At 68.2% G+C, this 14889-nt stretch carries 16 protein-coding genes; 6 read left to right on the top strand and 10 right to left on the bottom strand.

Annotated elements, in window-relative coordinates:
• Positions 1 to 644: SbcC/MukB-like Walker B domain-containing protein (locus ACLBYD_RS04380; protein ID WP_447815540.1), on the top strand; the 644-nt coding region annotated here is incomplete at its 5' end.
• A 7-nt stretch (positions 645 to 651) separates the two neighbouring features.
• On the opposite strand, the gene ACLBYD_RS04375 is transcribed toward ACLBYD_RS04380, so the two are convergent.
• Positions 652 to 1869 carry an AI-2E family transporter gene (locus ACLBYD_RS04375; RefSeq protein WP_447815539.1) on the bottom strand — a complete coding sequence of 406 codons (1218 nt, stop codon included), beginning with the start codon at positions 1867 to 1869 and terminating at the stop codon, positions 652 to 654.
• A gap of 136 nt (positions 1870 to 2005) precedes the next feature.
• Between ACLBYD_RS04375 and ACLBYD_RS04370 the strand changes: the two genes are divergently transcribed.
• Complete coding sequence (locus tag ACLBYD_RS04370; protein ID WP_232622179.1) at positions 2006 to 2479, top strand: hypothetical protein; 474 nt, start codon at positions 2006 to 2008, stop codon at positions 2477 to 2479.
• A 54-nt stretch (positions 2480 to 2533) separates the two neighbouring features.
• Positions 2534 to 3613, top strand: a complete 1080-nt coding sequence (gene ychF, locus ACLBYD_RS04365) for a redox-regulated ATPase YchF (RefSeq protein WP_447815538.1) — start codon at positions 2534 to 2536, stop codon at positions 3611 to 3613.
• Positions 3614 to 3762: 149 nt separating this feature from the next.
• Here ychF and ACLBYD_RS04360 read toward each other — a convergent pair whose 3' ends face one another.
• Positions 3763 to 4542 (bottom strand): alpha/beta fold hydrolase, encoded by a 780-nt coding sequence (locus ACLBYD_RS04360; protein WP_447815537.1) that lies wholly within the window; start codon positions 4540 to 4542, stop codon positions 3763 to 3765.
• Between the two features lie 55 nt (positions 4543 to 4597).
• On the opposite strand from ACLBYD_RS04360, the gene ACLBYD_RS04355 reads away from it, so the two are divergent.
• Positions 4598 to 6358: a GNAT family N-acetyltransferase gene (locus ACLBYD_RS04355; RefSeq protein WP_447815536.1), complete on the top strand. Its 1761-nt coding sequence runs from the start codon at positions 4598 to 4600 to the stop codon at positions 6356 to 6358.
• Between the two features lie 25 nt (positions 6359 to 6383).
• Here ACLBYD_RS04355 and ACLBYD_RS04350 read toward each other — a convergent pair whose 3' ends face one another.
• From ACLBYD_RS04350 to ACLBYD_RS04340, 3 genes are all read right to left on the bottom strand, one after another.
• Positions 6384 to 7559 carry a flavin-containing monooxygenase gene (locus ACLBYD_RS04350; protein ID WP_447815535.1) on the bottom strand — a complete coding sequence of 392 codons (1176 nt, stop codon included), beginning with the start codon at positions 7557 to 7559 and terminating at the stop codon, positions 6384 to 6386.
• Between the two features lie 114 nt (positions 7560 to 7673).
• A complete protein-coding gene (locus ACLBYD_RS04345) occupies positions 7674 to 9299 on the bottom strand; it encodes a LuxR C-terminal-related transcriptional regulator (protein ID WP_447815534.1) in 1626 nt (541 codons plus the stop codon).
• Positions 9300 to 9386: 87 nt separating this feature from the next.
• Positions 9387 to 9944, bottom strand: coding sequence for a TetR/AcrR family transcriptional regulator (locus ACLBYD_RS04340; RefSeq protein WP_447815533.1), 558 nt, complete (start codon positions 9942 to 9944; stop codon positions 9387 to 9389).
• Positions 9945 to 10304: 360 nt separating this feature from the next.
• Here ACLBYD_RS04340 and ACLBYD_RS04335 point away from each other — a divergent pair, with 360 nt between their 5' ends.
• Positions 10305 to 10526, top strand: coding sequence for a hypothetical protein (locus tag ACLBYD_RS04335; RefSeq protein WP_447815532.1), 222 nt, complete (start codon positions 10305 to 10307; stop codon positions 10524 to 10526).
• On the opposite strand, the gene ACLBYD_RS04330 is transcribed toward ACLBYD_RS04335, so the two are convergent.
• The 5 genes from ACLBYD_RS04330 to ACLBYD_RS04310 all read right to left on the bottom strand — a co-directional run bounded on the left by ACLBYD_RS04330 (position 10523) and on the right by ACLBYD_RS04310 (position 13607).
• Positions 10523 to 11002 carry an AAA family ATPase gene (locus ACLBYD_RS04330; RefSeq protein ID WP_447815531.1) on the bottom strand — a complete coding sequence of 160 codons (480 nt, stop codon included), beginning with the start codon at positions 11000 to 11002 and terminating at the stop codon, positions 10523 to 10525. The two genes, ACLBYD_RS04335 and ACLBYD_RS04330, sit on opposite strands and share 4 nt — an antisense overlap.
• 42 nt (positions 11003 to 11044) lie before the next feature.
• A complete protein-coding gene (locus ACLBYD_RS04325; RefSeq protein WP_447815530.1) occupies positions 11045 to 11494 on the bottom strand; it encodes a hypothetical protein in 450 nt (149 codons plus the stop codon).
• The gene (locus ACLBYD_RS04320) at positions 11491 to 12279 is read right to left on the bottom strand and encodes a hypothetical protein (protein WP_447815529.1); all 789 of its coding nucleotides are present in this window, start codon (positions 12277 to 12279) and stop codon (positions 11491 to 11493) included. Before ACLBYD_RS04320 ends, ACLBYD_RS04325 begins: the two co-directional genes overlap by 4 nt.
• Before the next feature lie 74 nt (positions 12280 to 12353).
• Positions 12354 to 13328 carry a pseudouridine synthase gene (locus ACLBYD_RS04315; RefSeq protein WP_447815528.1) on the bottom strand — a complete coding sequence of 325 codons (975 nt, stop codon included), beginning with the start codon at positions 13326 to 13328 and terminating at the stop codon, positions 12354 to 12356.
• A 72-nt stretch (positions 13329 to 13400) separates the two neighbouring features.
• Entirely contained in the window at positions 13401 to 13607 is a 207-nt protein-coding gene (locus tag ACLBYD_RS04310) for a hypothetical protein (protein WP_447815527.1), read from the bottom strand.
• Between ACLBYD_RS04310 and ACLBYD_RS04305 the strand changes: the two genes are divergently transcribed.
• Entirely contained in the window at positions 13606 to 14877 is a 1272-nt protein-coding gene (locus ACLBYD_RS04305; protein ID WP_447815526.1) for an MFS transporter, read from the top strand. The genes ACLBYD_RS04310 and ACLBYD_RS04305 overlap by 2 nt on opposite strands.
• Positions 14878 to 14889 lie beyond the last annotated feature (12 nt).

Raw genomic sequence — 14889 nt, 5'->3', positions numbered from 1 at the left:
GTGCGGCCACCGAGGCCGAGCGCCGGCACCTCGACATCGAGAACTACACCCGACGACTCGAGCGTGCCTGCGCCGAACTCGCCCCGCTGCTCGACGAACACGCCGAACTCGCCGCACTCGCCGACGTCGTCGCCGGGATGGGGTCGAACGCCAAGAAGATGTCGCTGCGCTCGTACGTGCTCGCGGCGCGACTCGAGGAGGTCGCCGACGCCGCCTCCGAACGCCTGCGCAGGATGTCCGGCGGTCGCTACGAGTTCGTGCACTCCGACGCGGCCGAGAGCCGGGGCCGTCGCGGCGGTCTGGGTCTCGACATCCACGACGAGTACACCGGGGCCGTGCGGTCGACGAAGACGCTGTCGGGCGGCGAGTCCTTCCAGGCGTCCCTTGCGCTTGCCCTCGGCCTCGCCGACGTCGTCGCCGCCGAGGCCGGTGGGCTCGTACTCGACACGATGTTCATCGACGAAGGGTTCGGCTCACTCGACGCCGATTCCCTCGAAGCCGTCATGGGTGTGCTCGACGAACTGCGCGCGGGAGGCCGCGTGGTGGGCGTGGTCAGTCACGTCGACGAGATGCGGCAGCGGATCCCGAGCAGGCTCCACGTCATCCGTGGCCGTTCGGGATCCACCGTCCGCGTCGCGAGCTGACCGCTCCTCAGTCCTCGGAGGCGGCCGGTGCCGGAGGGGCCGGCTTCGGATCGGGCACCGAGGTGTCGCCCGGAGCAGGGAGTGCCTTCGTCTCGTCGTCGTCGCCTTCACTGGCGCGTTCGTCGATCTGTTCGCCGATGTAGCGGATGACCACCGCGGCCACCGCCGCGACCGGCACCGCCAGGAACGCACCGACGATCCCGAACAGCGACGAGCCGGCCGTCACCGCGAGCAGCACCACGGCCGCGTGCAGGTTCATCGACCGCGACTGCAGCACCGGCTGCAGCACGTTCCCCTCGATCTGCTGTACCGCGATGATGAGGACCAGCACGATGAGGGCGGTGGTGAAGCCGTTGGCGACCAGCGCCACGAGGACCGCCAACGCACCCGCGACGAACGCACCGACGATGGGAATGAATCCGCCGATGAAGGTGAGGATCGCGAGCACGGGGGCGAGCGGGACTCCGAGGATCACCAGGCCGATGCCGATGAACAGGGCGTCGATGAAGCTCACCAGAGCCTGCGTGCGGATGAACCCGCCCAGCGTGTCCCACATGCGGCCGAGTACCGCTTCGAGGTGACGTCCGGCGCGGCCACCGCTCACACGGTGCAGCCACGGCACGAAGCGTGGGCCGTCCTTGATGAAGAAGAACGTCAGCACGAGGACGAGAGCGAGCGTGACGAGCAGCGAACCCGCCGTGCTCACACCGGAGAATACGCCGCCTGCGATGGTGGCGGCGCTGCCCTGCACTCGCTCGACCACCGCGTGGACGGCGTTGTCGAGTTGCTCGTCGCGCAGGTTGATCGGGGGTCCCTTCACCCATTCCTGCACGGTGTTGATGCCTTCGGTGGCCTTGTTGGCCAGGTCGGGCATCTGGGAGACCACCGACGGGACGATGCCGGCGATGATGCCACCGACGACCGCGAAGAACATGACGAGGGTCAAGCCGGCCGCGCCGGCCGGCGGCACGCCGCGTTTGGTCATGAAACGGGTAGGTGGCCACAGAATCGTGGAGACGACGATCGCCAGGGCGACCGGCAACACGATCACCCACATCTTCTCGATGATCCAGCCGATCACCACCGCACCGGCGGCGATGACGACCAGGCAGGCCGACCACTTGGCGAGCCAGATTCCGCCCGTGCCCAGCAGGCTCCCGCGGTCGGGTTTCGCCGACGGCTTCCCACTGCTGTCACCGCTGGGCGCGGTCTTCGATTCGGTCAACGACGGTCCTTCCGACATGTATCGAGCTCGATACCGATCGACAGTCGCCAATCTACGGTCACCGAGCGCCGCGCGTGGTCCGGACGACACGCCGGAAACGGCGCTGAAGGGTCCCCGGCCGTGGCATTCTCGAAACGTGACGAACAGAACGAGCACGACCCGACGCCTGCGTGTACCTGCGGCGGCAGTGGCGATCGCCGCCGCCTTCGCGCTCACCGCGTGCAGCTCCGACGACAGTTCCAGCAATGAGGACGTCCGGTCGTCGGCGGACGTCGCCGTCACGAGCGTCCAGGAGCAGGCCGAAGGTGCCATCTCGTCGGTGCAGAGCATCGCGTCCAGCGCGGCCGAGCGGGCCGGCGACATCTTCGACGAGGCGAAGCTCGACGTCTTCGTCGCGGCCTTCCGTACCGGCTATCCGCAGCTGTCGGCCGACCGGGAGACGCAGGACATCGAGTCGATCGTCACCGAGACCTGTCCGCTCATCGACGAGGGCGCGTCCGACCAGGAAGTGAACGCGAAGGTCCAGGAGGTCGCGACCAACGGATCGACCGTGCCCGACGAGGACCAGGCAGCGCGCATCGCGCAACTGGTGCGGGTGGCGTGCGGGTGAAGTGAGCCGTGCGGGTGAAATGAGCGGCGGGCGGCCGCGTAGAATACCGATCCCGTGAGCCTTACCCTCGGAATCGTCGGTCTTCCCAACGTCGGCAAGTCGACGCTGTTCAACGCGCTGACCAAGAACGATGTGCTGGCAGCGAACTATCCGTTCGCCACCATCGAGCCCAATGTCGGCGTCGTCGAACTGCCCGATCCGCGGCTGAACCGGCTCGCCGAGATCTTCGGTTCTGAGCGCATCCTCCCGGCCACGGTGTCGTTCGTCGACATCGCCGGCATCGTCAAGGGTGCCTCCGCCGGTGAGGGCATGGGTAACAAGTTCCTCGCCAACATCCGCGAGGCCGACGCCATCTGCCAGGTCGTGCGCGTGTTCGACGATCCCGACGTGGTCCACGTCGAGGGCAAGGTCGACCCGATGGCCGACATCGAGGTCATCGCGACCGAGCTGATCCTCGCCGACCTGGAGACGATCGAGCGGGCGCTGCCGCGGCTCGAGAAGGAGTCCCGGAAGAACAAGGAACTCGTCGCTCAGCTGGAGGAGACGAAGAAGGCGCAAGCGATCCTCGAAGACGGACGCACCGTCTTCTCCGCCCAGGCCGAGGTGAAGGGCGAGCTCCTGCGCGACCTGCATCTGCTCACCGCCAAGCCGTTCCTGTACGTCTTCAACGCCGACGAGGCCGTCCTCACCAACGAGGAGCGCAAGGAAGAGCTGCGCAAGGCCGTCGCACCGGCCGACGCCGTCTTCCTCGACGCCAAAGTCGAGTCCGAACTCCTCGAGCTCGACGAGGACGAGGCGATGGAACTGCTCGAATCCATCGGCCAGACCGAGGCCGGTTTGAAGCAGCTCGCGCGCGCCGGTTTCCACACCCTCGGTCTGCAGACCTACCTGACGGCGGGTCCGAAGGAATCGCGTGCCTGGACGATTCGCAAGGGCGACACCGCGCCCAAGGCGGCCGGCGTGATCCACACCGACTTCGAGCGCGGCTTCATCAAGGCCGAGATCGTCTCGTTCGCCGACCTCGACGCGGCCGGTTCGATGGCCGAGGCGAAGGCCAAGGGCAAGGTCCGCATGGAGGGCAAGGACTACGTCATGGCCGACGGCGACGTGGTGGAGTTCCGCTTCAACGTCTGACGAGACGACGCGGTTCGCAAGGCGACCGCTGCCACGCTCGATCGCACTTCGGTGTTCTCGACCCCGTATTTCGAGGTCTGGAACACCAAAGTCGTTTTGTACTCCTCATTCCGTTGCCACGTCGGGAACCGGCCGTCATGCCGACGGAATCAACCGTGCCGGGCGACGTCCTCGCAGAGGATGCTCGGCCACTGCGCGAGATCGGCCGGGGTGTGCGCGATCTCCAGCTTCGCGTGGGGGAGCAGCCCCACCAGCGACTCCGCCGTGGACACCGGGTGCGCGGGATCGTCGATCCACGCCAGCACCGTCACCGGAATGTCGATGCCGGACACGGCCTCCGGATCGGGCAGGTCGCTCAGCGCGGCGCCCCGGAACAGCGACGGCAGCAGTTCCTCGGTGACGTCGGGGACTGTGTCGGGCGCGTCGACGGTGGCCGGTGGCCGGGGTGCATTCAGGTCGCGCGTGAGGAACGCCGCCAGTCCCTGCTGCTCGATCAGATCGGCGGCGGCCCGGTACTCGGCGGCCTTCGCGGCGCGGGTGGCCCAGGCGGTCGCCGGCACCAGCAGCGTGAGGCTGCTGAACCGCTCCGGATCCTTCACCGCCGCGTGCAACAGGGTCCCGGTGCCCATCGACGGCCCGACCCCGTGAACCCGTTCGCCGGGGAAGTAGTGGTCGAGCAGCCGCAGCAGGTCGTCGGCGAGCACCGGCCAGCGGTAGTCCTCCGGCACCGCACGCCCGGTCGAGTGGCCGTGCCCCCGTGCGTCGTAGCGCAGCAGCCTGGTGCCGCTGAGCCCGCGGCCCAGGTCGAGGTCCATGAGGCGGTCGCGGTGGCGGCTCGAGGTCAGGCCGTGGAGCTGGACGACCGGGTGACCACCCTCGTCGCTCAGCTCCATGTCGAGCTCGGCCCTCGGCACACTGAAGGTCGGCACGTCGTCTCCCGATGTCGGAAAGCAGTTGCTGGAGAAGGCGCCTAGGATACCCGGCATGCGGCTGACAAATGTGGCGCACCTGCGCCTGCCGTTCGGCCGACTGCTCGGTTACGACGTCACCGTCGCGGGGCTCGGCCGGGCGCTGCCCGTGTCGTTCGACCAGCGGCGGCACGTCGGCGCGGGTGATCGTCCCGGCTCCTGGATGGCTCTGTCCTTCCGTCTGTTCGAGCCGGTCTCGCCCGACGACCTCGCGACAGCATGGCTGGCGGTGATCGCGCGGCACGGCACCCTGCGCTCGGTGTTCACTCACGGCGACGACGGTGAGCCGCGCCTGCACGAGGCCGAGATCCGCCCGGGCGGCTGGGTCGAACATCCGATCGGTCCCGGTCAGGCCGTCAACGACGCCCTCCGGGACGTCCTCGACAGCGCATGTTCGCCGTACAACCGGCCGTCGCACCGGCTGTGTGTGCTCGAGACCGCTACGGAACCGACCGTCGTGGTGGCTGCCGATCACTCGCACGTCGACATGTGGTCCATGCTGGTGATCGCCCGCGACCTGCTCGCCGCCCTCGCCGCCGTGCACGCGGGACGGGAACCGTCCCTGCCGCAGACACCGGCCTTCGCGGAACACACCCGGGCACTGCAGGACCGTCCGGCCGCACCCGCCGAGGTCCACGAGCGCTGGGCCGAGGTGCTCGCCGCCAGCGGCGACGTGATGCCGCGCTTCCCGCTCTCCCTCGGAGTGGCGAGCCTCCAACGCGAACGCGTGGAGGTGCGCGACGTGCTCGACGTCGACGACAGCGCCGCCTTCTCCGCTCAGGCCGCGGACGACGGGGTGTCCACCCTCGCGCTGGTGGTCGCGGCCATGACCGAGGTGACCCTCGAACTGGCCGGATCCCCGTTGCGGGCGGTATTCCCGGTGCACAGCCGGTACGACGCCACGTGGCACGACTCCGTCGGATGGTTCATCACCAATTCGGTGCTCGAATCGTCCGTCCCCGAACCTCGTGCGGCCGCGGACGCGGTCAAGGAGGCGGTCCGCCTCGGATCCTGGCCTCTCGAGGACATTCTGCGCCCGTGGGGTGGGATGCCGGAGGCCCCGGGCATGTTCGCGATCTCCTGGCTGGACCTGCGCAGGCTTCCCGTCCGGGTCGACGCCACCGGCCTCGAGGCGCAGTACGTCGGCGCGACCATCCGCACCGACGGGGTGATGCTGTGGTTCATCCTCGACGGCTCGGGTCTGCACCTGCGGTGCCGCTATCCCGACACCGTCGAGGCCCGACGGCACGTCGGTGGCTGGCTGGACCTGCTCATCGCCCGGTTGCAGGCCCGCGCCCGCGAATCGGTCGGCGGGCAGATCCGATTGGGCGACAGGAGCTATCGGGTGCAACGTGCCGGCCGATCCGACGTACCGGCGATCGTCGGTCTACTCTCCGCCGAGCAGATCCCCTGCGACGGTGCGGAACTCGCCCGGTACGAAGAGGCCTACGACGCCGTCGCCCGCGACCCCTCGCACTATCTCGCGGTGGTGCGCGACGAGGTCGGCCGGATCGTGGGCACGATGCAGTTGACGATCGTGCCGGGTCTGTTCCGTGGCGGTGCCACCCGCCTGCTCGTCGAAGGAATCCGGGTCGCCTCGTCCGAACGTTCCCGCGGCATCGGCACAGCCATGCTCGAGTGGGCCCACGATCACGGCCGGAACCGGGGTGCCACGCTCGCGCAGATCGCCGCGGACGCGTCCGACGAGCGGGCTCGGATGTTCGGCGCGCGGCTCGGCTACGGCTGCACCCAGGTTGGACTCGAACGGGCGCTCTGACGTCGGCCGACTCGATAGCCGAGGACTACGTCGTGGCCGACGGCGACGCGGTGGAGCTCCGCTTCGTCGTGTAGCGCGTCCTGTGCCGATCCGGATCCGTTCCGGTGGACGTGGGTACGCCGCGCGCGACGAGGTGACGGACGACGTGCTCCGCGTCCGCGCCGGCCCCGCCGACGAGCATCGACCGGAACGACGACTGGAAGCACAGACCGGTGAAGTACAGGCCGGGCACCGAGGGAACCACGCCGTGTTCCTCGCGCGGCCAGTCATCCGTGTCGAGCACCGGTAGGTCGATCCAGTCGTAGTTCTGGCGGAATCCGGTGCACCACACCACATTCGTCACGTCGAGAGTCCGGCCGTCGGACAGGGCGGGACGGAGTTCGGCCACGCCGGTCACCCGCTCGGTGATCCGGGTGACGCCGCGTGCGGCCAGCTCCCGCCGACGGATCCGCAGCAACGGCGCGCCGTGACGCCGTTCGTCCTCGCGAGCACGTCGCCCCATCGGAGTGCGCACCGACAGCACGTGTCCCCACACGAACCACAGGACCGGGAACAACACGCGCATGGCGGGACTGTCCACACGCACCGGCAACTGCCCGGTGTCGCGTCCGCACAGGATCGTCGGATGGGACGCCGCCAGCTCGTAGGCGATCTCACTACCGGAATGAGAGGCTCCCACCACGAGCACCGGACCGTCACGCAACTGCGACGGATCGTGATACTCGCTCGAATGCAGTTGCACGATGCCGGGATCCAGTTCGGAAGCGAAGTCGGGGACGCGTGGGGTTCGACCGAACGTGCCCGTGGCCACGATGACGTTGTTCGCCTCGATCCGCGTGTCGCCGCAGGCGAGGACGAACCGGTCGCCGTCGTGGGAGAGGCGGCGCACCCGGGTGTTACCGAGTACGGGCAGGTCGAATCGGGAAGCGTAGGACTCGAGGTAGTCGGCGAGCTCGTCCTTGGTGGGGGAGCGGTGCGGGTCGCCCGGGAACGGCATGCCGGGCAGTTCGTCGTAACCGGCGGGACTGTACAGGCGTAGCGAGTCCCAATGGCAGCGCCAGTTGTCGCCGATGCGTCTGTACGTGTCGACGATGAGGAACGGACGGCCGCGACGAGCCAGATGGTAGCCGGCGGACAGGCCTGCCTGACCTGCGCCGACGACGACGGTGTCGATCTGTTGGGGTGCGCTGTGGACGGTCATGACGACTCCCCGAGGTGAGGGAACTACACCGACGACGTTAGGCACTGCCGCCCCTCGGCCGCGTCGGGAGGAGTGTGCAATCGAAGGTGGCAGCGTATGGGCAGTTCTACCCAGTCAGAGCAGACGATGCTCGTACGCGTAGGCCGTCGCTGCCGCTCGTGAGGACACCTCGAGCTTGGTGAATATGTTGCTCAGGTGCCGGGCCACCGTCTTCTCGCTGATGACGAACTCGTGGGCGATGGCTCGATTCGTCCTGCCCGTGGCAACGGCGCGCAACACCTGAACCTCCCGGGGCGTCAGCCCGTTCGGTGCGTCGGCGAGTTCGGGACCGCGGAGCTCACGCAGATCCGGCAACGCGTGCAGATCGTGGAAGACCGATGCTGCCGAGTCGAATTCGAGCCGGGCGTCATCGTCGTCGCCGAGTGCGGCGCAGCATCGACCCTGCAGCACTCGTACCCGGGCACGTTCGTAGGGTGCACCGAGGTCACGCCAGCGCCTGCCGGATCGCCGCAGCCGTTCGAGGGCGCCGCAGGGGTCACCTTCGGCGAGCAGGACCGAGCCCTGCGCGTGGTCGGCCATCGCTGCCAGTGCAGGGGCGTCCTGCGTCCGGGTCAGCGCCTCGAGCTCGTCGGTGCTGCGCCGGGCCGCGGCGACATCTCCGGTGGCGAGCGCGATCTCCGTGTGGGCGGCGAGCATCCGCGGCCGGTCGAGATTCGAGGCTTCGCCGAGACCCCGGAGGATTCCGGCGACCGCTGCGGTGGTGTCGCCCTGTCTCAGGCGCAGCAGAGCCAGGCCCGGCTGTACCTCCTGCCCGTACATGCCCGCCGACCTGTAGGCGCCTTCCGCCTCGGCGAACTCGCCGCGCAGACGGTGCAGTTCGCCCTGCTCGTACAGGGCCATTCCCATCGCGGGTTGACCGGGCGGATCCGACAGCCGCTGCAGTGCGAGGCGGGCGAGGTCCATCGCCTGCGACCAGTCGCCCTCGAGTTGCAGCATCTGGGCGCGATGGACGAGGCACTGTCCCCGGAAGGGCACGAGGCCGGATTGATCGTCGCACCAGCGGCCGAGGGCCTGTGTCCACTCCTTCGTTCGTTGCAGATGATATGTGCCGTAACAGGTCTCGATGACAGCGCAGTACACCAGGCCGGAGACGACGGGTGAGACCTCGCCCAGTCCGACGGCGACGAGTACCTCGTCGAGTGTCCGCAGCCCGCCGTCGATGTCGCCGAGCAGGACTCGGCACTGTCCGATGCCCAGCGAACCGAGGGCGAGGAGATCGGCATCGTGGCAGGCCCGTCCGATGCGCTGCGCCGCGGTGAAGATCGGCAGTGCCTCGGTCGGCCGGTTCGCGTACATCTCCTGTACTGCTCCGGGGATCATCAGGAAGCCGCTGGTCGCGCAGTCCGGTCGGTCCGGGACACCCGACTGTCGGGCTCGCTCCAGCCAACCTCCGGCGCGCGCCACCTCTCCGCGTCCCATCAGCAGGAAGCACAACCAGAAGGCGCTGATACCCGCGCTCTCGGTTTCGCCGGCTTCGAGATGTGCGGCGAAGGCGCGCTCGTACAGTGCGACGCTGTCGTCATCGTGACCCGCGAGGTACGCGGCTCGGGCGAACAGATCGAGGTCGTCCGCGGACAGGGCAGCGAGTGTGTCGGCGCTGCGGAATCCGTCCAGGGCACGTGGCCACTCGCGCGCGCGGAACGCTGCCCGCGCGTGGTCCAGGACCGTCGACCTGCCCATGTTCGCTCCCGCGATCGAGCGCCGCCGACACCGGCTGATTGCGATCCTACGCCCGCGGGTACGCAGGGTCGTCGGTGTGCACGCGGCTCACGACGGTCGCATGCCCGCCAGAACGATCGACACCAATCGTGGAACGAGATCCGGGGTCACCGCACGGATCGCGTCGGGTAATGGACGGGTGATCAGGCCGATCGCCAGGACCAGTTCGAGCGCGTCGAGGTCGGGACGCACGATGCCCGTGGCCCGCACCGCGTCGAGCAGTTCCTCGACCCCGGCGAGCGTATGGGCCTGGGCGCCGCGCACCGATCCGGAGATCTCGTCGGTCACGAACTCGGCGAGGGTCGCGGAGAGCGCACCCAGGTCGAGTTCGACCAGCCGTTGTACATAGCCCACCCACGCGTCCTCGGGTGACGAGCCGACCCGCTCCAGGGCCTCGGTGCCCGCTGCGCGCATGTCGCCGAGGATCGCCAGCGCGACCTCGTCGGCCAGCGCGGCCCGGGACTCGAAGTTCCGGTAGAGGGTGGCGATGCCGACTCCGGCGGCCTCCGCGACCGTCTCGAGTGCCACGTCGCTGCCGTGGGCTGCGAACAGTCGGCGCGCCTCCTGGACGATCAGCTGACGACGCTTCGCGGCATCGGCACGCATCGGTTCCCTTCCTTCCGGACCGGGCTGTGAGGAACTTCGCTTGACATGTCCATCCTAACCGGAGGATTATTCTCCAATAGAAGTGGAGGAAAATCATCCACTTAGTGATGGTTCGGACAAGGAAGACGCGATGGCAGACGCCGCTACGACGACAGTCGTCGCGTCCATCCTCACCTTCGCCTTCGGAAGCATCGAATCGACCTTCTGGCCGGTCGCGGGATCCATGGCCCTCGGCATCGCCACCCTTGCGCTTCCGCTGGCCGGACTCCAGAAGGCCTTCGGCGCCAAGGGGTTCACCATCGGTGCGATGGCCATGATGTTCCTCGGCAATCCGCTGGCCGGTATCGCGACGACGTCGGCATGGCTGCCGTCCGGACTCGGCACCTTCGGCCAGATCCTGCCCCGGGTGCTGCCGGCACCCTCGTGCGCTTCGCGGCATACTTCGACGGCGCAGGCGGACTCGTCGCGCTCTCGACCCTCGTCACGTGGATCGTCGTGGGACTTCTGCTCTACGCGGTCGGTATGCGACGTGCGGTGGGTGAGGGAGCGGCAGAGCGTCCTTCCGCGCAGGTCTCGGCCTAGCGGACCACGTCGAGCGGTCCTTCCTCGGGCGTCGGCGGCTCGAACCGCTCGAAGTACTCCGTCGCCGTCCACTCGGTCAGCGGCCAATCGTCCGCCCACCTCCCGTGCCGGTCGCCGACCCGGCTCAGGATGGTCTCGAGATCCGTCGCGATGTACACGGTCTCCGGCACGATGCCCTGCGGTGCGAGCAGTGCGCGGAACTCGTCACGTTGTCGCCGGAACCAGAATCCGAAGTCGAGCACGACATCGTTCCCGGTCGTGACATGGCGCAGCAAGCGCGCTTTCAGGTCTGCCGATACCTCGGCCACCACGTCGGCGGAGGGCATGGTCGTGATCCCGCGATCCCAGAACTCCACCTCGTACGACAGACGCAACCAACCCTCGCGCTCCAGGCGCTTGGCGTAGGTGGTCTTGCCGGCACCGGCCGGGCCGCACATCATCACGACGCGAGACACTCGGGTCCTGTTCGCTGCCATCGGGCCGACGGTACACACCGACACCGACGTCGAGACCGGGTGTCAGGGCACGAAGAAGGTCGTGAAGCCGGGAGTCATGGGCGGCCCGGGAAGGGGATGGAGTACGAGCGCGACCTGTCCGCTCCCCGTTGCCAGGACGGCTTCCGGTGGGAAACCGTTCAATCCGTCCGACATTCGCGCAGTACCGGATGCCCCGGTCGTCAGGTTCAACCAGTCGACCTGCGCGTAGATCAGGCAGCCCCAGCCCTCCGGCTTGTTCCCTGTAACCGTCCCGCTTCCTTCCGTCTCGCCGATCCGGACGGCGCACCGGACGGGCGGCACATCGAAGCTTCCGTTCGGATTGCCGTGGGAAGCGGGGTCGATCCGGAACGGGACGGTGACGACCTCGGCCGACGCGACCCCCGGCACTGCGAGAACCGAGGTGGCGACCGCCAGAAGGGACGCGCCGACGATTCCGAGGAGACGAGCCTCCACTCGGCGCAGCCGCGTCACGTGGAGACCTTTTCGGTCTTCGGTGAGAGTCTGCCGATCACGGCGCTGCCGATGATGCCGACGACGATCATGCCGATCCCGACCGCGTCCGGTATCGAGTCGGTAACCCAACCGAAAATCCCCGCGACCAGCACGAACGTCGGCAACCAGTCGATCGGCTTCAGGAGCGACGGGGCGGGTTCGGACTCGCCCTGCGACGCCGCGAACTTCGCACCGGCGTAGTCCGGGTAGAACTCGGTGAACGAGACGGCGAAGATGGTCGCCGCGAGCTGGAGCACCCAGCCGGTCCAGAAGTTGCCCGGGTCTCGCATCACGGCGTCGCCGATGAATCCGACGATGGCGGAGAAGGTGAACGCACCGGCCCAGACCGCGGAGATCACGTAATTGATCTTCATGAACAGAGGAGACGTCCAGTATTCCTGGGGCGTTTCCTCTTTCGCGTAGGGGAGTGTGAACGGCCTGCGCGCGATCAGGGTGGCGAAGACGAACACCGCGAGCGCGATGTTGGTGAGTTCACCGGCCCAGATCTCCATCCAGTCGATGACCCCGTCCGATGCGATGAGGCCCACCGCGGCCAGCACGACGAAGAATGCCGCGCCGAACACGTCGATGGCGTGGACCTTGACGCCGCGTCGCGTGCCCACCCACATCGTCAGCAGGACGAGACCGAGAGCGAAACACACCGCTTCCTCGAACCGTCCCGGGGCCGACAGGACGGACATGAGGATCCACGGTGCGATGCCCGACAGTGGCGACCGGAGGTAACCGTCGACGACCTTGGTCATGCCTACCAGCGTATTTCGTGAAGCCGGGCATGTCGGAGTTTTCGGAGGATCGGGCAGGATCCTCTCGGGCGCACTCAGTCCTGCGAGGTCGGTGTTTCGGCCAGGGTGCGTCGGGTGGAGAAGCGACGCTCAGCCCCCGACAAGGGGTCGACGAATTCGAGTTCGCGCGCGAGCAATTGGAGGGGGAGCGAATGGTCGTCCGGTGTCTCGGGCAGCAGGACGGGATACCAGTGGTCGCCGAGGATCCCGATACCGAGCGCCGCCAGGTGTACTCGCAGCTGATGCATCCGACCCGTGTGCGGGCGCAGCAGGGTGTGCAGGACGGCCCGTCCCGACCTGCTCACCCCGGATCCGAGCACCTCGATCAGCGTCTCCGAGTTGGGTTCGCGGGTGTCGTCGACGACGACGCGCAACTCACCGCGCCGCGCCTCTATGTGATTGCGGTACAGCACGGGGACCGGACGTCCGGCGATCTCCGGCGCTGCCGGATCCCATTCCGCCGGCAGTGCGGACACCGCCTCGTACACCTTGGTGACCCGGCGCTTCTCGAACAACGACTGGTAGGCGCCGCGCGTCTCGGGCCGGGCCGAGAACATCACGAGCCCGGCGGTCGCCCGGTCGAGCCGGTGGATCGGTGTCAGATCCGGGTTGTCGAGACGGGTCCGCAGCCGGACCAGCGCCGACTCGCGTAGGTAGCGCCCGCCCGGAGTGGTCGGCAGGAAGTGCGGTTTGTCGACCACGACGAGGTCGTCGTCCACATGCAGGATCTCCTCGTGGAACGGCACCGGTTCCTCGACGGGCAGATCGCGGTAGTACCAGACGAACCGGTGCGCTCCGAGTTCGGTGCTGCGACCGATCGGTTCTCCGTCGATCCCCACGATCTCGCCGTCGTCGAAGCGGCGATAGAGATCGTCGGCGTCGAGATGGTCGAAGCGCGCGACGACGTACTCGGCGACCGTCGACCACGGACCGGAGGTCGGAACACGCAGTCGCGTGGGCCCGACCCCGTTCCTGACGGGCAACGGTGAGGGCATCGGCACGGGCACCATCCTCCCATCGGCCGCGACGTAGGCTGCGACTCGGGTGATCGGCGGTGGCGCGATCGGAGAGCGACGGCGCGATCAGAGCTTGTCGAGATCCACATAGGAGACGACGAAACCGATCACGAGCAGGAGGGCGAAGAACCCCAGGAACTCCCTCATCACGTCCTCTCCGGAGAAGCGGGTGCCGCTTTCGTCTGTTTCGCCGACTGTATCGCCGCGGACCGATACGCGTTTCGCCGATGCTCGTCGGGGACGGCCGACACCGTTCTGCCACCATGTCCGCATGACTGCACCGGCCCGGCTCGGCATCCCGACCGGCACGCTCGCGCTGCTGGCCGCCCTGTACTTCGCGCAGGGTCTGCCGTACGGGTTCTTCACCCAGGCGCTTCCGGTGGTGATGCGCGAGTCGGGTTTCTCGTTGATCGCGATCAGCGCGACGGGTGTGCTCTTCGCGCCGTGGGCGCTGAAGTTCCTGTGGGCGCCGTACGTCGACCACTACGGGACCCGGCGGCAGTGGTTGCTCTCGCTCCAGCTCGCGGCGTCGGCGGTGTCGTTGATCCTGGCGTGCCTCGACCTGTCGTCGACGCTGCGGTGGCTGCTCGTCGGCATCGCGGTGGTCAACGCCCTCTCGGCAACGCAGGACGTCGCGACCGACGGTCTGGCCGTGCAACTGCTCGGACCGAAACAACGCGGGCTGGGGAACGGCATCCAGGTCGGCGCGTACCGCATCGGGATGATCGTCGGTGGGGGAGCGCTGCTGTGGGTGTTCTCCCTCGCGGGTTGGCGCAGCCTGTTCCTCGCGATGGCGTTCCTGCTGGTGCTGACGACGATCCCGGTGTGGCGACTGCCGCGCACGGAGCGACGAGCCACGACGGATCGGGAACCGAGAAGCGCGACCCGCATGACGGTCGCGTGGTGGGCGCGTCTGCGCCGCCCGGGGATGCTCGCATTCATTCTGCTCATCGGCGGCTTCAAGTTCGGCGACTCGATGGGTTCGGCGATGGTCGGGCCGTTCATGTCCGACTCCGGGCTCACCCTCGGGCAGATCGCGCTGGTCAAGGGGGTGCTGTCCTCAGCAGGCGCCCTCGGCGGCGCCGCACTCGGTGGATGGCTGTGCTTCCGTCGCGGTCGCCGGCAGACCCTGCTGATCGGCGGCGTCACCCAGACGGCGAGCCTCGCGCTGTACGTCGTCGCGTCGCTCGGCTACGGCGGGTTCGGGCTCATCGTCTCCGCGAGCCTGGCCGAACACGTCCTCGGGGGTGCCGCGACGGTTGCGGTGTTCACGCTCATGATGGACGCCGCGGACAGGGATCACGCCGGCAGCGACTACACCCTGCTCGCGTGCGCGATCGTCGTCGTGCAGGGCATCGCGGGGTTCACCGCCGGTGTGGTCGGAGACGTGTTCGGCTATCCCACGCTGTTCGGCACGAGTCTGGTGCTGTCGGGAATCGGATGTGCCGTCCTGTTGCTCGCGCTCGATCGGGGCATCGGACCGAGCGGCGTGCACGGGGTGTGGCGGAGCGGCGCGGGACAGGCGGCCTCGCGTCCCCGGTGATCACCGGTACCG

The sequence above is a fragment of the Rhodococcus sp. C26F genome, assembly GCF_053345925.1.
Note: the sequence above shows the minus strand (reverse complement) of the source record. Positions and strands in the feature narration are given on the sequence as shown.